This is a genomic window from Paenibacillus sp. JNUCC 34 (assembly GCF_058269055.1).
Map to the genome: position 1 here is coordinate 782,972 of NZ_CM177770.1, position 18,221 is coordinate 801,192.

18 protein-coding genes and 1 pseudogene are annotated in these 18,221 nt (G+C 46.3%); 17 read left to right on the forward strand and 2 right to left on the reverse strand.

The window, feature by feature from the left end; genetic code table 11:
* The first annotated feature begins 63 nt into the window (after positions 1–63).
* The 6 genes from AC2TF5_RS03430 to AC2TF5_RS03455 all read left to right on the forward strand — a co-directional run bounded on the left by AC2TF5_RS03430 (position 64) and on the right by AC2TF5_RS03455 (position 3,452).
* Positions 64–672 carry a TetR/AcrR family transcriptional regulator gene (locus tag AC2TF5_RS03430; RefSeq protein ID WP_491300874.1) on the forward strand — a complete coding sequence of 203 codons (609 nt, stop codon included), beginning with the start codon at positions 64–66 and terminating at the stop codon, positions 670–672.
* 87 nt (positions 673–759) lie between these two features.
* Positions 760–1,320, forward strand: a complete 561-nt coding sequence (locus tag AC2TF5_RS03435; protein WP_491300875.1) for an NADPH-dependent FMN reductase — start codon at positions 760–762, stop codon at positions 1,318–1,320.
* Positions 1,321–1,533: 213 nt separating this feature from the next.
* Positions 1,534–2,064 (forward strand): DUF2179 domain-containing protein, encoded by a 531-nt coding sequence (locus AC2TF5_RS03440; RefSeq protein WP_491300876.1) that lies wholly within the window; start codon positions 1,534–1,536, stop codon positions 2,062–2,064.
* A 90-nt stretch (positions 2,065–2,154) separates the two neighbouring features.
* Positions 2,155–2,400, forward strand: a complete 246-nt coding sequence (gene brfA, locus AC2TF5_RS03445; protein WP_491300877.1) for a ribosome rescue factor BrfA — start codon at positions 2,155–2,157, stop codon at positions 2,398–2,400.
* Positions 2,401–2,430: 30 nt separating this feature from the next.
* The gene (gene rnhA, locus AC2TF5_RS03450) at positions 2,431–3,087 is read left to right on the forward strand and encodes a ribonuclease H (RefSeq protein WP_491300878.1); all 657 of its coding nucleotides are present in this window, start codon (positions 2,431–2,433) and stop codon (positions 3,085–3,087) included.
* 194 nt (positions 3,088–3,281) lie between these two features.
* Entirely contained in the window at positions 3,282–3,452 is a 171-nt protein-coding gene (locus tag AC2TF5_RS03455) for a hypothetical protein (protein ID WP_491300879.1), read from the forward strand.
* A 528-nt stretch (positions 3,453–3,980) separates the two neighbouring features.
* Here AC2TF5_RS03455 and AC2TF5_RS03460 read toward each other — a convergent pair.
* Positions 3,981–4,094, reverse strand: a pseudogene (locus AC2TF5_RS03460) (helix-turn-helix domain-containing protein); the annotation flags it as partial.
* Positions 4,095–4,441: 347 nt separating this feature from the next.
* Between AC2TF5_RS03460 and deoR the strand changes: the two are divergent.
* The 8 genes from deoR (at position 4,442) to AC2TF5_RS03500 (ending at position 12,798) form a co-directional block, all read left to right on the forward strand.
* Positions 4,442–5,377, forward strand: a complete 936-nt coding sequence (gene deoR, locus AC2TF5_RS03465) for a DNA-binding transcriptional repressor DeoR (protein ID WP_491300880.1) — start codon at positions 4,442–4,444, stop codon at positions 5,375–5,377.
* 275 nt (positions 5,378–5,652) lie between these two features.
* The gene (gene deoC, locus AC2TF5_RS03470) at positions 5,653–6,318 is read left to right on the forward strand and encodes a deoxyribose-phosphate aldolase (protein ID WP_491300881.1); all 666 of its coding nucleotides are present in this window, start codon (positions 5,653–5,655) and stop codon (positions 6,316–6,318) included.
* Between the two features lie 32 nt (positions 6,319–6,350).
* Positions 6,351–6,746, forward strand: a complete 396-nt coding sequence (locus tag AC2TF5_RS03475) for a cytidine deaminase (protein WP_241930806.1) — start codon at positions 6,351–6,353, stop codon at positions 6,744–6,746.
* Between the two features lie 115 nt (positions 6,747–6,861).
* Positions 6,862–8,040 (forward strand): NupC/NupG family nucleoside CNT transporter, encoded by a 1,179-nt coding sequence (locus AC2TF5_RS03480; RefSeq protein ID WP_491300882.1) that lies wholly within the window; start codon positions 6,862–6,864, stop codon positions 8,038–8,040.
* Between the two features lie 61 nt (positions 8,041–8,101).
* A complete protein-coding gene (gene deoB, locus AC2TF5_RS03485; RefSeq protein WP_491300883.1) occupies positions 8,102–9,280 on the forward strand; it encodes a phosphopentomutase in 1,179 nt (392 codons plus the stop codon).
* A 24-nt stretch (positions 9,281–9,304) separates the two neighbouring features.
* On the forward strand, positions 9,305–10,012 hold the full coding sequence (gene deoD / locus AC2TF5_RS03490) for a purine-nucleoside phosphorylase (RefSeq protein ID WP_491300884.1): 708 nt from the start codon (positions 9,305–9,307) through the stop codon (positions 10,010–10,012).
* 71 nt (positions 10,013–10,083) lie between these two features.
* Complete coding sequence (locus tag AC2TF5_RS03495) at positions 10,084–11,385, forward strand: pyrimidine-nucleoside phosphorylase (protein WP_491300885.1); 1,302 nt, start codon at positions 10,084–10,086, stop codon at positions 11,383–11,385.
* A gap of 447 nt (positions 11,386–11,832) precedes the next feature.
* On the forward strand, positions 11,833–12,798 hold the full coding sequence (locus tag AC2TF5_RS03500) for an MraY family glycosyltransferase (RefSeq protein ID WP_491300886.1): 966 nt from the start codon (positions 11,833–11,835) through the stop codon (positions 12,796–12,798).
* 138 nt (positions 12,799–12,936) lie between these two features.
* On the opposite strand, the gene AC2TF5_RS03505 is transcribed toward AC2TF5_RS03500, so the two are convergent.
* A complete protein-coding gene (locus AC2TF5_RS03505) occupies positions 12,937–13,887 on the reverse strand; it encodes a BadF/BadG/BcrA/BcrD ATPase family protein (protein ID WP_491300887.1) in 951 nt (316 codons plus the stop codon).
* A gap of 222 nt (positions 13,888–14,109) precedes the next feature.
* Between AC2TF5_RS03505 and AC2TF5_RS03510 the strand changes: the two genes are divergently transcribed.
* From AC2TF5_RS03510 to AC2TF5_RS03520, 3 genes are read left to right on the forward strand one after another with little or no spacing between them, the layout of a single operon-like run.
* Entirely contained in the window at positions 14,110–15,300 is a 1,191-nt protein-coding gene (locus AC2TF5_RS03510) for an anhydro-N-acetylmuramic acid kinase (protein WP_491300888.1), read from the forward strand.
* A 50-nt stretch (positions 15,301–15,350) separates the two neighbouring features.
* Positions 15,351–16,781, forward strand: coding sequence for an FAD-binding oxidoreductase (locus AC2TF5_RS03515; protein WP_491300889.1), 1,431 nt, complete (start codon positions 15,351–15,353; stop codon positions 16,779–16,781).
* Between the two features lie 14 nt (positions 16,782–16,795).
* On the forward strand, positions 16,796–18,202 hold the full coding sequence (locus tag AC2TF5_RS03520) for a (Fe-S)-binding protein (RefSeq protein WP_491302795.1): 1,407 nt from the start codon (positions 16,796–16,798) through the stop codon (positions 18,200–18,202).
* Positions 18,203–18,221: the final 19 nt, after the last annotated feature.

The following is an 18,221-nucleotide window of genomic DNA, read 5'->3' on the forward strand; positions in this document are numbered from 1 at the left end:
TTTCTGAACAAGTAACGTTAAGATGTCTAATATTTAAATTTTTACATATGGTGGTGACGCTGAATGAAAGAGAATACCGTTGACAGAAGAATTGTTCGTACCAAAAAAGCTTTACGGGATGCGCTTACCGCATTAATGAAAGAAATTACATTTGATGAAATTACAGTAAGTGATTTAACGACCAGAGCCGATATAAACAGAGGAACGTTTTATTTGCACTATCGGGACAAGTATGATCTGTTGGAGCAGAGCGAAGAGGAGATCATTGAAGGTATTCGGAGTATCCGAAGTCAAAAACAGCAATTAACGAAGGAGGATCTCCCTACTTTTGATTACATGAATGAACCGATACCCTTTGTTACAGAGCTGTTTACGTATGTTAAGGAAAACGCAGACTTTATGAGGGTTATTCTGGGCCCCAAGGGAAATCCGGCTTTTCATGTAAAGCTTAAAACAGTAATGCGCGACAATATGTCTCAGGGGATTTTAACCCATCTGGATGAGGCCCAACTCATTGTCCCCATTGGATATATTTCCGCCTATGCCATTTCGGCACAGCTTGGTGTGATCCAGCACTGGCTGGATTCGGGCATGAAGGAGTCCCCGGAGGCACTTTCGCTCATCAATTCCAAACTGGTCTTTGGTAATCCTACTATTTACAGAAAGCGCTAAGACTTTTGATACTTAATCTAGTTAGTTGTATACTAAATGATGAGCCTGAGTGATTGATATTATTCTATAATTTGGAGGGATTTGCAGATGAAAATCGTAGCTTTAGTCGGGAGCACTCGTAAAAACTCCTACAATCTTAGATTGGCACAATATGTGCAGAATAAATATCAGGAGCAGTTGGATGTTGAAATTTTGAACCTGAAGGAAATTCCTTTTTATGATCAGGATATCGAGGTTAACCCTCCAGCAGCGGTGAAAGAGCTTGCTCATAAAGTATCTGAAGCGGATGCTGTATTGTGGGTCACACCTGAATATAACTACTCGATTTCAGGTGTACTGAAAAATGCGATTGACTGGTTGTCACGCGGTGAGCGTGTGCTCGTAGGTAAACCTTCATGGATTATGGGAGCTTCCATGGGAGGTTTGGGTTCAGTTCGCGCGCAGCAGCATTTGCGTGATATTCTGTTCTCGCCAGGTGTTTCCTCTCCGTTGCTGCCAGGAAACGAAGTGTATGTCGGTCTGGTTCACGAGAAGATTGACGAAGAAGGAAATTTAAATCATGAAGCAACCGAGCTGTTCCTGGATGTAGTTGTTAACAACTTTGTGAAGTGGATGAAACAGCAGGAGGCAGCTAGCGCGGTTAAGTAAATATAGCGACATTTATGAATTATTGGGACCCTTTGCAGGGTCCTTTCTGTTTGTTATGAGAATAAAACGTTAACTACATGTGCAAATGGGTAGTATAAAGGATAAGGAAAATCTTTGGAATACAAAAGGAGCAGATCGTGTGAACCGAAATTGTCTATCGATTTTGTTAAAGGGAATAGGGCTTGTGATTTATCGGCCTGAAGTTCGTATACGATGATTTCAATTGCTCTTATCGGTTCTATCATCGGAATTAACGTCGTATATGTATCCATCTTTACACTCCGGTTGATCTTGATGATTAAAGGAAGAAGAGGATTGGCTTCCTTTCTGTCCATGATTGAGGTTTTTGTCTATCTGATGGGTCTGAATCTCGTTTTGCAAAATGTGGATAACCCTTTTAATATGGCCGCCTATTGCCTTGGATTTGGCATGGGTGTGTATATTGGAAGTCTTATAGAAGAATACTTGGCGTTAGGTTATCTTGTTGTTCAGGTTTTTGTAGATTCACTGGAGATGGAGCTGCCATCCAAGCTGCGTGAAAAAGGATATGGCGTCACTTCGTGGACGGCTGATGGTAAAGATGGAAAGCGGCTTGTATTACAGGTACTGGTAAAAAGAAATAATGAAAGACGATTAATGGAAACACTGAAAAAGCTGTCACCGCATGCATTTATCATCTCCCATGAGCCTAAAAGTTTTAAAGGCGGCTTCTGGGTTAGGCTTACGGAAGGTCGCAGATCATGAGCATGAACGAGTTATAAACCGATACAGTTCCAATCGGCGGCTCTATATCGTAGAATAAAGAGTGTACTATCATAAAGGAGTGTGGGAACGATGGCTCGTACTAAAACTCAAAAGGCCATCCGCAAAGCGGATCGTGCCGGTAGCTGGTGTGCTGCAAGCATACGTAAGACGAATAAGGATTATGGCGCTCTGTCACAACATGTGAGAGTAAAGCCGACGAAACAGGAACAATTACAGAAGATCAAACACAAAAAGCGGATCGGAGACGATGGCGCTTTTTTTATTTATATGGATGTGGCTTTGCACTTCCCCAAGACTACTGATATAGTACGCTAGAGAGGTTAGTCTTTAAGATGGAGGGGCTTTATGGCAAAGCAAAAATACTATGTTGTATGGGTGGGAAATCAGCCCGGCGTATATACTAGCTGGGGTGAATGCCAGCTACAGGTGAACCAGTACAACGGTGCAAAATTTAAAGCTTTTGAATCGAAGGCAGAAGCCGAAAAGGCATATGCACAAGGCTGGAAAAGCTTCTGGGGTCAGCAATCTCAAAGTGGCTCGGGTACAGGCTCAAAACCGAAGAAAAGCCGTACGACTGCCCAAGAGGAACCTGGCGAAATCGATTATGACAGTATTTCCGTTGATGTTGGTACGCGCGGAAATCCCGGCCCGGTGGAGTATAAAGGTGTGGACACACAAACCGGAGATGTCATATTTTCCTGCGGTCCGATTCAGAAAGGGACAAACAATCTAGGTGAATTCCTCGCCATCGTTCATGCACTAGCTTATTTGAAGAAGATTGGAAGTACGAAGACCGTCTATAGTGATTCAGTGAACGCTATGAAGTGGGTTAGACAGAAAAAGGCTGTCTCCACATTGCCGCGGGATGCGTCAACCAAGGAAATATGGGATCTGGTAGACCGCGCGGAACATTGGCTGAGGAATAATTCTTATCCAAATAAAGTGTTGAAATGGCAGACGAAGAGCTGGGGAGAAATCAAAGCCGATTATGGACGCAAGTAAAGCGTTCATGCACAGTTTATCCCCTGCTTGTGTGTAAATAGTTGAATAAATATACCCTAGCGCTCCGGAGAAATAACCCGGGGTGTTTTTTATGCACATGTGGATGAAATGGGGGGGAATCTATTTTTGGGAACTTAAGGATCTGCTGCTCATAATATATAATACGGCCTGCTAGGAAGGAGGATGATACTCGTTTGAAAAAGGTAAAAGTAAAAGCAATTACTAAAAGGAGGCCATCAGCGGGTAATTTGAAGGGATTAGCCTTTTTTGCCGCTGTATTGGTGGTCATCGCTGCATTGATAGGCTTGTACATTGCGTGGGTTGAGTTAAACACCCCCGGTGCGGCGGGAGCGCTGATTATTTAGATAATAAGTTTAGCAATTGTCCGGAAATTTAGCTTGGGTGCCGGGAATCAAGAGATTGGTTTCCGGCTAAGCTGGTAGATACCACCTGCGGAATTACATGAAGTGGATATGTGAATAAGTATTTTCAGATTAAGTGTATACACAAAGTTATGAACATCTTCGGAAGTCTGCCGTGATAAATAATCTGTTTTTGCACGTAGTTATACAGAGTTTGTGAACACAATGTGGAAAACATGTGGGATAACTTCCGAAGAAACAGCAAATAAACCTCCAATTTGGGATAACCCAAGGAGTTTATTTAGAATTGACGCTGTTGCTGTGGATAAGCTTAATGGCATCATTTTTATTATACACAAGGTTATGAACATATTAGAAATTTTCAGGAAAGATATTAGAATAACATGCCTTCCGGGTATGTGCAACCAAAATGTTATCCCCATCCAGTACTTTTGGCGGTGTGGACGAGCATATCATGTTGCAGCGGAGGACCATAAAGGTTCTCCGCTGTTTATGTGAAGCCATAATCCTTCAACAATTGATTTTGCCCCTTACCCTATAGTCTCCCGGCGTCATGCCGTGAGCTTTTTTGAAGGTTCGGATGAAATTCTGGGAATTCTGGTAGCGGAGGCGCTCAGCGATTTCGAAAATTTTCAGGTCCGTATCTTGGCGAATGGCCGCCCCTTGTCCGAAACTGGAGTGCACCATGGTTCCAAGGTCTTCTATATTCATGTCCACCTAGCCTCCTAAATCTTTGTTAGGTTCTGGCTCCATTGTAGGGACCCACTTGGATGCCGTAAACAATCATTTGAAAAGATTAATCTATAAGCCGATATGGTTTAAGGAGCCTATGGTGTATAATCAGCACAGGGCAGTGCCTAGGGGCCACTTGCGCTTAGTTAACCGTCCACGGTGGATTTGATTGAGGTAATGACGTTGAGCGGAATATACAATCCCGTTAATGATTAAATATATAAAGTAGGTTGGATGGTATGGATCAAGATAAGCAACGACTAAGCATAGAAGCTTCAAGACTTTACTATCTCTCGGATTTCAGCCAACAGGATATAGCCACTCGCCTGGGCGTTTCTCGTCCTACAGTCTCTCGATTGCTTCAGCATGCCAAGGAACAGGGTTATGTCCGGATCAGTATCGTTGATCCACTTGAAGATTTGGATGCACTCGGTGAGCAGGTGAAGCAGCGTTACAAGCTGGATCAGGTGCTGGTCTGTTACAGTCCGCTGAATGAATACCGAGAAATACAGAAGCATATCAGCAAAAAAACAGCCGAGTATCTGCATGAGACGGTGCAGGATGCCGATATCATCGGAGTAACGTGGGGAACAACCATGCATTCCGTCGCCCTGGAGCTTCAGCAAAAGCAGGTAAGAGGTGTTGAGGTTGTACAGCTGAAGGGAGGCGTAAGCCACTCCCATGTAAATACGTATGCGGCGGAAACCGTCAATCTGTTTGCAGATGCCTATCATACGATTGCTAGGTATTTGCCGTTGCCGGTCATCTTTGACAGCATTGAGGTGAAACAGATGGTGGAGGAAGATCGGCATATCCAGCGGATCATCCAATTGGGCAAGCAGGCGAACATTGCCGTCTTTACAGTTGGAACGGTACAAGAAGATGCGCTTCTGTTCCGGTTGGGCTATCTTAGCGATAAAGAGCAAAAGCTGCTGCAAAGCACGGGCGCTGGAGATATCTGTTCCCGGTTCTTTGATGCTCAAGGAAACATATGCAGCGAGGTGATCAACAACCGGACGATTGGTATCGAGCTGGAGGATCTCCGGCACAAAGACAAATCCATTCTTGTTGCGGGAGGCCAGCAGAAGATTGATGCAATTAAGGCAGCTCTTATCGGAAGATATGCTAACATTTTGGTGATTGATCAATTTACGGCACAGGCGTTATTAGGTTAATAAGGACGGTATTAACAACGGAGCACCTCTATCCCAGATAGAGGTGCCTTTTTGTGTTGATTGTATTTCACTGAAATGGAGCAAAGGAAATTAATTCATGAATGATAACAAGTAAACAAGTAAAAAATGATATATATCATTGCCACAAAACCCCATGAACATAATTTCAATTGTTGTTTTACATATGTTCAGAGCTGTGATATGATGTTGCCGTTCAGAGATTTTAAGGTGTTTGAGAACGCTTTTATTAATGATAAATAAGGAGTGTCAAACAGATGAGTATAGCAGGAATGATAGATCATACGCTTCTGAAAGCGGATGCTGTGAAAGAGGATATTACGAAACTGACCGAAGAGGCGAAGAAATATAATTTTGCTTCCGTTTGTGTAAATCCGGCATGGGTTGCCTATTCAGCAGAACAGCTTGCAGGCACGAATGTTAAAGTTTGTACCGTAATTGGATTCCCTCTTGGAGCTAATACTCCAGCTGTTAAAGCTTTTGAAGCAAAGGATGCTATCGCAAACGGTGCAGATGAAGTGGATACTGTAATTAATGTTGGCGCGCTGAAAGAAAACAATGATGAGCTGGTATTGAATGATATCAAGGCTGTTGTTGATGCTGCTAATGGTAAAGCTTTGGTCAAGGTCATCATTGAGGCATGCCTTTTGACGGATGAAGAGAAGGTTCGCGCTTGTGAGCTGGCTGTTAAAGCAGGTGCTGATTATGTTAAAACGTCTACTGGTTTTTCCACAGGCGGAGCAACAGCAGTTGATGTAGCGCTTATGCGCAAGACGGTTGGCGATAAAGTCGGTGTAAAAGCCTCCGGCGGTGTACGCAGCCTCGAAGATATGAACAGCATGATTGAAGCTGGAGCTAGCCGAATCGGTGCAAGTTCAGGCGTAAAGATCATGGAAGGTGGACAAGCTACATCATCTTATTAAATTTATCCCTGCCGATGAAGGAGGACTAACTCATGAAAGAAGAGTTGATTCAGGAAGCGATCGAAGCTAGGAAACAAGCGTATGTTCCTTATTCCGGGTTTCAGGTCGGTGCTGCAATCCAGACAGGCGGGAAGGTGTACCGGGGATGCAATGTTGAGAATGCATCCTACGGTCTCACCAACTGCGCGGAACGCACTGCTATATTTAAAGCGGTATCCGAAGGAAATCGCAAGATTGATGCGATTGCTGTCGTAGCCGATACTGAAGGACCGGTATCCCCATGCGGCGCCTGTCGTCAGGTGCTCGCCGAGTTTTGCGATAGTGACACCAAAATTTATTTAACGAATCTTCACGGGAACACAGAAGAGTGGAGTATGTCCCAGTTGTTGCCAGGAGCATTCCAAGCGGAAGATATGGATAAAAAATAATCTATGGGCTAGGCACAATCACTGTATCCCAAGATTGTAAGCGCTTAATGAAAAAGATCACTATCATTTTCAACAACTTAGAATTTCAAAATGCTCATCAACGGGGGAACATCTCATGAAATATTTAATCGCGATATTGGGGCTGCTTATCGTATTCGGAATGGCATTTCTGATTAGTAATGACAAGCGTAACATCCGTTACCGTCCACTGGCTGTCATGATTGTGCTGCAGCTAATTCTGGGATTTGCGCTGCTGAATACCAGCATCGGTGAATACCTGGTCAAAGGTATTGCTAATACTTTTGAAGCTCTGCTCGGTTATGCAGGAGAAGGTATTAATTTTGTGTTCGGCGGTATAGTCAATGAAGGAGCGGGTCCGTTCTTCCTTAACGTGCTACTTCCGATCGTATTCATTTCGGCATTGATCGGTATATTGCAATACATCAAGGTGCTGCCGATCATTGTGAAATATATTGGTATCGTATTGAGTAAAGTTAACGGTATGGGTAAGCTGGAATCTTATAACGCTGTGGCATCGGCGATTTTGGGACAATCCGAGGTATTCATTTCCGTTAAGAAACAGATTGCCCTTATTCCGAAGCACCGGATGTACACCTTGTGTGCCTCTGCGATGTCTACAGTTTCGATGTCGATTGTCGGAGCATACATGACGATGATCGAACCGAGATATGTTGTAACCGCGCTTGTACTCAACCTGTTCGGCGGATTCATTATTGCTTCCATCGTGAATCCTTACACCGTGCCTAAAGAAGAGGATATTCTCGAGGTACAAGAAGATGAGAAGCAGTCCTTCTTCGAGATGCTCGGCGAATACATTATGGACGGATTCAAGGTAGCCATTACGGTTGCTGCGATGCTGCTTGGTTTTGTAGCATTGATCGCCATGATTAACGGCGTGTTTAACGCAATCTTCGGCATCTCTTTCCAGGAAATGTTGGGATTTGTGTTTGCTCCGTTTGCTTTTGTTATGGGTGTACCTTGGAAAGAAGCCGTCGATGCCGGCAGCATCATGGCTACGAAGCTCGTATCTAATGAGTTTGTGGCAATGCTGGATCTGGCCAACTTTAAAGATATGTCAGAGCGTACTATCGGTATCGTTTCCGTGTTCCTCGTATCCTTCGCGAACTTCTCCTCAATCGGTATTATTGCCGGTGCGGTGAAGGGATTGAACGAGAAGCAAGGGAATGTGGTTGCCCGTTTTGGATTAAAGCTGTTGTATGGTGCAACCTTGGTAAGCGTGTTGTCCGCAACCATTGCAGGATTGTTCCTGTAAAAAGCGAATGATATTGATTATAGAAGAAACTTGATCGTAATCTGAATGGGGGAATATGGACATGGAGCAATTTAAACGGATTCACTTGATCGTATTGGACTCGGTAGGTATTGGCGAAGCACCGGATGCGGCTGCATTTGATGATGTAGGTTCCGATACGCTGGGACATATCGCTCGCGAATGCGGTGGTCTGAACATGCCGAATATGTCAGCACTTGGTCTGTCCAATATCCGTGAAATTGAAGGTGTGCCTGTAGCTGAGAAACCGCGTGCTTACTTTACCAAAATGCAGGAAACTTCCAACGGTAAAGACACCATGACTGGACACTGGGAGATCATGGGTCTGTACATTGATACGCCGTTCCGGGTGTTCCCAGACGGCTTCCCGGATGAGCTGATTACCCGCATTGAAGAAAAGACAGGCCGGAAGGTGATTGGCAATAAACCAGCCAGTGGAACGGAAATTATTGAAGAGCTCGGCGAGGAGCATGTAAAGACAGGTGCACTCATTGTGTATACCTCTGCAGATTCTGTACTGCAGATTGCAGCACATGAAGAGGTTGTACCTTTGAAGGAATTGTATGAGATTTGTGAGTTCTGCCGTGAAATTACGCTGGAGGACCCTTACATGTTAGGACGTATTATCGCCCGCCCATTCGTAGGGGAAGTTGGCCAGTTCAAGCGGACGGCAAACCGTCATGATTACGCGCTTAAGCCATTTGGACGTACAACGATGAATGAGCTGAAAGACGCTGGATTTGATGTAATTGCGCTTGGAAAAATCTCTGATATTTATGATGGAGAAGGAATTACCGAAGGCATCAGAACCGTTTCTAACATGGACGGCATGGACAAACTGGTGGCTACCATGGATAAATCTTTTAACGGTCTAAGCTTCATAAACCTTGTCGACTTCGATGCTGTCTACGGACATCGCCGCGATCCGAAAGGCTACGGTCAGGCTCTGGAAGAGTATGATGTACGTCTGCCTGAGGTGCTCAATAAAATGACGGATGATGATCTGTTGATTATCACAGCGGATCATGGTAATGATCCTACTTATAAAGGAACGGACCATACCCGTGAATATGTGCCGCTGCTCATATATTCTCCACGCTTTGCAGAAGGGAAGGAACTGCCGCTCCGTAAGACGTTTGCGGATATCGGAGCTACGGTAGCCGACAACTTTGGTGTAACAAAACCTGAGTATGGTACGAGCTTTTTAAATGATCTCAAATAATATCTGAATGTGGAGGAATGGAACATGAGTACACATATTGGAGCAAAACCGGGAGATATTGCTGAATCCATACTGCTACCTGGAGATCCGTTACGCGCGAAATTTATTGCTGAAACCTACCTGGAGGACGTTAACTGCTACAACGAAGTACGCGGTATGCTTGGCTTTACAGGAACGTATAAAGGAAAACGTGTATCGGTACAAGGATCAGGCATGGGTGTGCCTTCGATCGGTATCTATGTCAATGAGCTTATCTCCGAATATGGTGTGAAAAATCTGTTCCGTGTCGGCACCTGCGGTGCAATGCAGCAAAATGTACATGTTCGTGATGTCATTTTGGCACAGGCTGCTTGTACGGATTCAGGAATGAACCGCCATCATTTCCAAGGTTACGATTTCTCACCGATTGCGAGCTTCCCGCTGTTGAAAGCAGCTTACGAGCGTGGCGTTGAAAAGGGTCTGAATATGCATGTGGGCAACGTATTCACTTCCGACGTGTTTTATCGTGAAGACAAATCAGCTGTTCAAAAGCTGATGGATCACGGGGTTCTGGGTGTAGAGATGGAGACGACGGCCTTGTATACAATTGCGGCGAGAAAAGGTGTAAATGCCCTGACGATTCTGACGGTAAGCGATCATCTCCTGACCGGGGAAGAAACGACATCGGAAGAGCGTCAGACGACTTTTAACGACATGATGGAAGTGGCTTTGGATACAGCAATTTCGCTTTAATATGCCAAAGATTACTGAAATTCTACTTATTTTATAGAGAATATCAACGCGAACAGTGAGGAGAATGTACGATGAGAATGGTTGATTTGATTGCGAAGAAGCGCGACGGCAAGGAACTGACAACAGAAGAAATCAATTTCTTTATCGACGGATACACCAAGGGTGAAATTCCTGATTATCAGGTCAGCGCGATGGGTATGGCTATCTTTTTCAAAGATATGACAGACCGTGAGCGTGCAGATTTGACGATGGCTATGGTGAACTCTGGTGAGACGATCGATCTGTCTGCGATTGAAGGCATCAAGGTCGACAAACACTCTACTGGCGGCGTAGGCGATACGACGACACTCGTGCTAGCACCTCTCGTAGCTGCTCTCGATATTCCGGTAGCAAAAATGTCTGGACGTGGTCTAGGCCACACCGGCGGAACGATTGATAAACTGGAATCCATTGAAGGCTTCCATGTGGAGATTAGCAAAGATGAGTTTGTTAATCTCGTTAATACACATAAAATTGCTGTTATCGGTCAGACGGGTAACCTGACTCCTGCTGACAAAAAGTTATACGCACTGCGCGATGTTACCGCAACCGTTGATTCCATTCCGTTGATTGCAAGCTCTATCATGAGTAAGAAGATTGCAGCTGGATCGGATGCTATTGTACTTGACGTAAAGACTGGTGCAGGTGCATTTATGAAAACGGTGGAAGATGCGAGGGAACTGGCACATGCGATGGTTAGCATCGGTAACAATGTCGGCCGTAAGACGATGGCGGTCATTTCTGATATGAGCCAGCCACTTGGAGTAGCTATCGGTAACTCTCTGGAGGTGCAAGAAGCTATCGATACACTTCGAGGTGAAGGACCGAAGGATCTGGAAGAGTTGTGTCTTGCACTGGGAAGACAAATGGTATTTCTGGCGAACAAAGCAGAATCACTGGAAGAAGCCGAAGAGAAGCTGAAGGAAGTTATGCGTAACGGTAAGGCGCTTGAGAAATTCAAGGAGTTCATCGCAAACCAGGGTGGAGACGCCTCCGTTGTGGATAACCCTGAAAAGCTGCCACAAGCGAAGTACAAAATCGATCTTCCTGCACTTGAAGACGGTATGGTCGCCGAGCTTGTTGCCGATGAAATCGGAACAGCTGCTATGCTGCTCGGAGCAGGGCGCGCAACGAAGGAATCTGAAATCGATCTGGCTGTTGGCCTGATGCTGAACAAGAAGATTGGTGACACCGTGAAAAAAGGTGATTCCTTGGTGACGATTCACGCAAACCGTGAAAACGTGGATGATGTAAAAGAAAAGCTGTATGCAAACATCCGCATCTCGGATCACGCAGAAGCTCCTATGTTGGTGCATGACATCGTAACTGAATAGACGTAACCGTCTTAACATAAATGTGAAATATGATTGTCCCTCCATTGTATTTCCGGGGGGACAGTTTTTTTGTTGGCTTATAGATCATATCGTCTGCGCGTCGCTCATATATTGCTAATGGGGAAAGGTAAGTAAGGCAGTTTGATGGGAGAGAGAAGCCGTCCGTAAGAGCCATCCTGATTAGGGAGGCGGGCGGCTATGACAATCGATCAGTTGATTGCTTTGCTGGCACTTATCGTTATGATCATCGGACTTGTGGTGAACAAGAGCAAATCATAAGCAAGTTCGGATGAGGGCAGATATTGCCCTCTTTCTTTTTGTGTTCTTTGAAGCTATCTTCATATTATTTCCACTCTAGTACCTGGTGCTATATTGCTAGATTTCGCAGAAAGTCATATACTGTGGTTGCAATGTTCTCCATATTTCATCAATTCATAGGAGGAAGTCATGCTCTATGTATCAGCGTTTGTCGTTTCTATATTGCTAGTGCTTCTACTAATTCCGCCGTTTCGCAAGCTTGCTGTCAAAATCGACTTTGTTGATAAACCAAGGCCCGACAGTGAACGTAAAATTCACCGTGAACCTATTCCGCTTACCGCAGGTATAGCGATTTTCCTTGGATTTTTTATTACATATTTTGTGTTCATAGGCTCAATTACGACAGAAGCCGTCGGGATTTTTCTCGGCAGTGTACTAATACTTGGGATCGGCCTTGTGGATGATTGGTATAAAACCAATGGCAAGGAGCTGGCTTCACTACCGAAGTTGATTGTTCAGGTATGTGCAGCAATTATCGTGTACAGTTCCGGTATTGCATTTGAGGGATTTAACAATCCGTTCAACGGCCAGTACATCAATTTGCCGGAATGGCTGCAGCTTGTGCTTACAATTCTGTGGATTTTCGGCGTTACCACGGTCATCAATTTTTCGGATGGTATCGACGGATTGGCTGGCGGGCTCTCGGCTATTTCGGGAGGAACCTTGTTCGTGGTCGCTTTGACGCTGGGAAGAGGGGATTCGGCACTGCTTGCCGTCATACTGGTGGGTGCGGCTCTAGCCTATTTGCGATATAACAAACCACCGGCCAGAGTGTTTATGGGTGATGCGGGGGCGACGTTCCTTGGCTTTATTCTCGGCATTATCGCTTTGGACGGAGCTTTTAAGGGTGCTACGCTTGCCTCATTATTCGTTCCGATCTTCGCTCTGGGCGTACCGATATTCGACAACATTATTGTGGTCATCCGTAGACTACGTGAGTCCAAACCGATCTACCAAGCGGACGCGTCTCAGGCACATTACCGGCTGCTTGCGACAGGACTGAACCAGAAGCAGACACTCATCTTTTTGTGCTTGCTGAATCTGTGTTTTGGTCTGACAGCGATTATCCTTGCGTTAAATGAAGCTGGAGTTTAGTTGGTTATATCGTATTTACTAAGATAGAAAAAAAGCTTTGCCCTTCCAATGGAAGTGGCAAAGCTTTTTTGTGTTTCATCCGGAAATTGTAAGACCGCAGTGATAGGCATCATCGGTTAGCCCTGCGGTCTGTTTTCCTCAAACTTTTCTTGAGTATAGCTTTCTGGCTAATAAAGCTGCACCATCTGCCGGTGTCAGATCATTTTTCCCTTCCATGAAAGACAAGCCGGGGAAGCGGCTTAACAGAGCTTCACGAAAGGCATCACGGAAAATAGCGGAATGGTTGAATATAGAGCCAGTACAAACAACCTCGGTTTCTGTAAGCTCTGGGTCCCGCCCGATCAGGGCCGCCGTGGTCTCCGCAAGTTCTACCGCTTGATCCCTCAAAATGCCTTGGGCCAGATCATCGCCATCCTTCGCAGCCTCCACGCAATAGCGGGCAAATGCAGCAATGTCATTTCTTCCAATAGAAGACTGATAGACATAGGCTTTCAGTTCTGAAATATGTCCGAAGTTATAAGCATCCGTAATACGCTGGGACATCAACGTAGCCGGTAGCATACCTTCAAGACTCTTGATTACCGTCTTCAGGGTAAGAAGACCGATCTGGTAGCCGCTGCCTTCGTCGCCGAGGATATGGCCCCAGCCACCGACGCGGTAGCGCTCACCTTTTTTGGTGATTCCATATGTATTGGATCCGGTTCCTGAAATGACCAAAATGCCATACTCCCGTTCCAGTGAAGCCATTAATGATATTTCTGCCTCGGTTGTGATGGATATGGGAAATGAAAAGTTATGCTGCTGCTGATAAGATCGGAGAAAGGAAATAACGTTATCTTTTTCTTCCGACGTACTTACGCCCGACATACCCAAACATATACCTTTGATTGCTGCACCAGACAAGGATAAGGATAAAGGCTCTACCACACGGTTAAGAACATTCGAAAGCTCCTGCATGGCACCATTAAAAGTGACGACATACGGATTGGTGGAGCTTCCCGAGTATCGGGACAATACCTTACCATGGCTGTCTATGGCGGCCGCTTCCGTTTTAGTACCGCCTCCGTCAACGCCTAAAAAAATATCCATCGCTAATCACTTCGCTTTCCATTTCAGTATAGGAGAAAACCATAGTGATGTAAAATAAAATTTTAAAAATATAATAATGAATTGAAATAATATTTCATACATTCTATAATAAACACAATCTAACTTTTTGAAAGCGATATCATTTATTTGTCGAATTTTGATTTTTGATATACGTTTGGCCGTTATTTTTACGTCATTTGAAAGTAGAAGGAGGGGCAAGCCATGATCGTATCCGGTTGGGAAAAGGATCTTCCGGTAATCGTAGTCGGACTTATGTCGGGAACTTCCCTGGATGGCATAGATGCGGCTGTTGTGCGGATTACCGGAAGCGGATTGCAGTCACAGGTGGAGCTTATTCATTACGCAAGTACACCGTACGATGCTTCAACCAGAGAGAAACTGAAGGCACTATGCAGTGTAGAGCATTCCAGCAGCGCTTCGATATGCAGCATGAATACCTATTTGGGAGGTCTGTTCGGTGAAGCAGTTCTTCAAGCCGTCTCGGAAGCCAAGCTTCAAATCGATGACGTTCATTTGATTAGCTCGCACGGTCAAACGGTGTGGCATATTCCTGTGGGAGAGAGTGGAGATCACTACTCGGTTCCTTCTACACTGCAAATCGGTGATATATCGGTTATAGCCAAGCACACCGGAACAATGGTCGTGGGCGATTTCAGGCCTGCGGACATGGCCGTCGGTGGACAAGGCGCACCTCTTGTTCCATACGGTGATTTTATTCTGTTTCGGGATGAGCGTAAAGGGCGTCTGCTCCAAAATATCGGCGGTATCGGGAACTGCTCGGCCATCCCGGGTGGTGCAGATCCCACAGAAGTGCTCGCGTTCGACACAGGACCGGGCAATATGGTTATGGATGAAGTCGTTCATGTCTTGTCCGGGGGCCGTCTGTCTTACGATGAAGAAGGACGGTGGGCGGCACAGGGGAGGGCCGACGATGCTCTTCTTGCTGAAATGATGTCACACCCTTATTTTCATATGGCACCTCCCAAGTCCACAGGCAGAGAATTGTTCGGTAAGAGCTACGCTTCTTGGTTCTTAGACAAGGCCAAGGAGCGGAACCTTTCGGATGAGGACATCATTGCAACAGCGACAGCATTTACCGCTCATTCGATAGCAGACAGTTACCAGAAATATGTGTTTCCGGTTTGCAAAATTGATGAAGTGATCGTTACCGGCGGCGGGGCTCATAATTTAGAGCTGCTACGGATGCTTTCCGGACTGCTACCGGAGCAGACGGTGTTGACCTCGGCACAGCTTGGCTTTCATGATGATGCAAAAGAAGCCGTCATTTTTGCACTGCTGGGTAATGATTTCATGCATGGCATTCCGAATAATTTGCCTGCGGCAACAGGTGCAGAGCGTCCAACAGTCATGGGAAAATTGGCATTGCCATAGAGGATTCCGAAGGGATCAGGAAAGTACCACAAAAGAGAGGATGAAAAACTGTGCTTAAGCCACTTATACGTGAACAATTGGCTGCGGTCGTGGGGGAAAAATGGCTGAAAGACGACGCGGAAAGCCTTGTTTCTTACAGTTACGATGCTACACCGCTTTATCAGTCTATGCCGGATGGTGTTGTTTTTCCAGGGAGCACTCAAGAGGTTTCCGACATAGTGAAAATATGTGCCGCGAATGGAATTCCGATTGTCGGACGAGGGGCCGGCAGCAATCTGTGCGGGGGAACCGTACCGCTTCAAGGCGGGCTCATTATTGTGATGACCCGGATGAACAAGCTGCTTGAGATTGATGCGGATAACCTGACCGCAACCTTTCAGACAGGGCTGAATACGAAGCAATTTCATCAAACAGTAGAGCGTGCTGGACTATTTTATCCGCCGGATCCAAGCAGCATGATCATTTGTACGATGGGTGGAAATATTGCGCTTGGAGCAGGCGGACTGCGAGGACTTAAATACGGTACAACCAAGGATTACGTACTGGGACTCGAAGCGGTCCTGCCGGATGGAAGTATTATGCGCACGGGTGGCAAGCTGGTGAAAGACGCGGCTGGATACGATTTGACCCGTCTCTTGGTCGGATCGGGAGGAACGCTGGCAATATTGACGGAAGCAACGGTAAAGCTGATTCCGAAGCCGCCGTACCGGCGTGCAATGGTCGCCATGTACGATGACATTTATGCGGCGGCACGTACAGTGTCGAACATTATTGCCAATCATATTTTTCCATGTACATTGGAATTTATGGATCAGCCGACGCTTCAGGTCGTGGAGGATTTTGCGAAGATTGGTCTTCCAGTGCACGCAAAGGCGATGCTGGCGATTGAGCAGGACGGCAGTGAGGAAGACGTGGAACGTGATTTGAAACGAATCGAAGAAATTTGCCTGGAATCAGGAGCTACCCAGATGAAGATTGCGGCTTCGCCGGAAGAAGGGGCCAAGGTTATGGAAGCCCGGCGCAGTGCGCTCGCGGCCTTGTCCCGTCTGCGTCCGACAACGATCCTAGAGGATGCGACCGTTCCGCGCTCCAAGATTGCCGATATGGTGCTCGAAGTTCAGCGTATAGCTGAGAAATATGATGTGCAGATTTGTACGTTCGGCCATGCAGGGGACGGAAACCTTCACCCGACGGCTATGACGGATGCGAGAAATCCCGAGGAGATCCACAGAGTAGAGCAAGCCTTTGCTGAGATATTTGAAGCAGCGATTGAGCTGGGCGGTACGATTACAGGAGAACACGGCGTAGGTATTGTAAAAGCTCCGTATTTGGAGTGGAAGGTTGGCGCTGCCGGATTGGATATGATGAAACGGATTAAGGATGCCATTGATCCGGCTGGTATTATGAACCCCGGCAAAATGTTTGCGGAGACGAGAAAACGGATTGTGATGCAGGAGCAGCCTAAGTTAACTGGAGTATGAAGGGAATGACTGGAATGGAACAATCACATGGCGCGCTCGCTCAGCGCATGAAGCTGACGCTGGATGAAGAGCAGCTGACCAACTGCATGCGTTGCGGCTTTTGCCAGATGGCCTGCCCGACTTTTCTGGAGACTGGACTCGAGGCGGCATCGCCGCGGGGTCGGATTGCACTCATGAAAGCGGTCGTGGACGGGATTATGGAACCTGATGAAAGCTTCCAGAGCCAGATGGATCTATGTCTCGGCTGTCGTGCCTGTGAGCCTGCATGTCCGTCCGATGTGAAATACGGACAGCTTATTGAACAGACACGGGAAGCTATTGTGAAGGAGAAGAAATTTTCCGTACCTGTGAAGCTTGCCCGAAAGACTTTTTTGCAGGGGATATTTCCGCATAAAGGCCGGCTGAAGTTTATGGGCAAGACTCTTAAATTTTATCAAACGTCAGGTCTGCAGAAATTCGCCCGTACTTCTGGCGCAATGAAGATGTTTCCTGAGCATCTCCGTCAGTTGGAGAAGGTGCTTCCGACGGTAACGGGAGACGGCCTAGCAGATCTTTGGAAAAAAGCGGGGTTCCCGCTACGTACAGAGAAGACCTCGTCTGGATCGGATTTACTGATCATTCCAGCGGTGGGTGAGAAGGTATCAAGGGTCGGCATGTTCCGCGGCTGCATTATGGATGTGATGTTTGCTGAAACGAATGTGAATACAGTTCGATTGTTGCGTCAGGCTGGCTTCGAGGTAGCGATCCCGGACAGTCAGGTATGTTGCGGGGCGTTGCACGCACATGCCAGTGAGATGGAGGATGCGCGTGATTTGGCCGGACAAAACCTGATCGCTTTTAAGGAGGCAGCGGTCGACTACATCGTAAGCAATGCCGGCGGCTGCGGAGCGCTGCTGAAGGAATACGACCACTTGATGAAGGATGCAGCCGATGCCGGGCAGCAAGCCGATGCACGTCAGTTCGCTGGGCAGTTAAAGGATATTTCCGAGCTGCTACAGGATATTGGCCGCCCACTTATACCGATAGAGGATAAATCGGATGAGACTGCACCGGTGAAAGTGACATATCAGGATTCGTGTCATCTGCGGAATGTTATGCGTGTTCAGGGACAGCCGAGAGAACTGATTCATCAGATGCAGGGTGTGAGTCTGTGCGAGCTTCAGGGATCTGAGGTCTGCTGCGGCTCGGCGGGTATCTACAATATGACACAGCCTCAAATGTCGATGGATCTGCTAGATCATAAAATGGATCATGTAAAAGATACCCGTGCGGAGGTAGTGATTACGTCCAATCCGGGCTGTCTGCTTCAAATGAAGTGGGGGATTGAACGGGCTAGAGTTCAGGACCATGTTGAAGCTGTTCACCTCGTGGACTTTTTGACTGAGCGTGTCCACCTTCACGATAAGGACCAAGATGATTAAAATGAAAGTGCAATGATAC

Bases quoted from the DNA above. Each gene is read 5' to 3' on its own strand.
- AC2TF5_RS03510 (WP_491300888.1), top strand. From the start codon at position 14,110: ATGATCGTATCCGGTTGGGAAAAGGATCTTCCGGTAATCGTAGTCGGA.
- deoD (WP_491300884.1), top strand. From the start codon at position 9,305: ATGAGTACACATATTGGAGCAAAACCGGGAGATATTGCTGAATCCATA.
- AC2TF5_RS03505 (WP_491300887.1), bottom strand. From the start codon at position 13,887: ATGGATATTTTTTTAGGCGTTGACGGAGGCGGTACTAAAACGGAAGCG.
- AC2TF5_RS03475 (WP_241930806.1), top strand. From the start codon at position 6,351: ATGAAAGAAGAGTTGATTCAGGAAGCGATCGAAGCTAGGAAACAAGCG.
- AC2TF5_RS03435 (WP_491300875.1), top strand. From the start codon at position 760: ATGAAAATCGTAGCTTTAGTCGGGAGCACTCGTAAAAACTCCTACAAT.
- AC2TF5_RS03440 (WP_491300876.1), top strand. From the start codon at position 1,534: ATGATTTCAATTGCTCTTATCGGTTCTATCATCGGAATTAACGTCGTA.
- deoR (WP_491300880.1), top strand. From the start codon at position 4,442: ATGGATCAAGATAAGCAACGACTAAGCATAGAAGCTTCAAGACTTTAC.
- deoC (WP_491300881.1), top strand. From the start codon at position 5,653: ATGAGTATAGCAGGAATGATAGATCATACGCTTCTGAAAGCGGATGCT.
- rnhA (WP_491300878.1), top strand. From the start codon at position 2,431: ATGGCAAAGCAAAAATACTATGTTGTATGGGTGGGAAATCAGCCCGGC.
- AC2TF5_RS03520 (WP_491302795.1), top strand. From the start codon at position 16,796: ATGGAACAATCACATGGCGCGCTCGCTCAGCGCATGAAGCTGACGCTG.
- AC2TF5_RS03495 (WP_491300885.1), top strand. From the start codon at position 10,084: ATGAGAATGGTTGATTTGATTGCGAAGAAGCGCGACGGCAAGGAACTG.
- AC2TF5_RS03480 (WP_491300882.1), top strand. From the start codon at position 6,862: ATGAAATATTTAATCGCGATATTGGGGCTGCTTATCGTATTCGGAATG.
- brfA (WP_491300877.1), top strand. From the start codon at position 2,155: ATGGCTCGTACTAAAACTCAAAAGGCCATCCGCAAAGCGGATCGTGCC.
- AC2TF5_RS03500 (WP_491300886.1), top strand. From the start codon at position 11,833: ATGCTCTATGTATCAGCGTTTGTCGTTTCTATATTGCTAGTGCTTCTA.
- deoB (WP_491300883.1), top strand. From the start codon at position 8,102: ATGGAGCAATTTAAACGGATTCACTTGATCGTATTGGACTCGGTAGGT.
- AC2TF5_RS03430 (WP_491300874.1), top strand. From the start codon at position 64: ATGAAAGAGAATACCGTTGACAGAAGAATTGTTCGTACCAAAAAAGCT.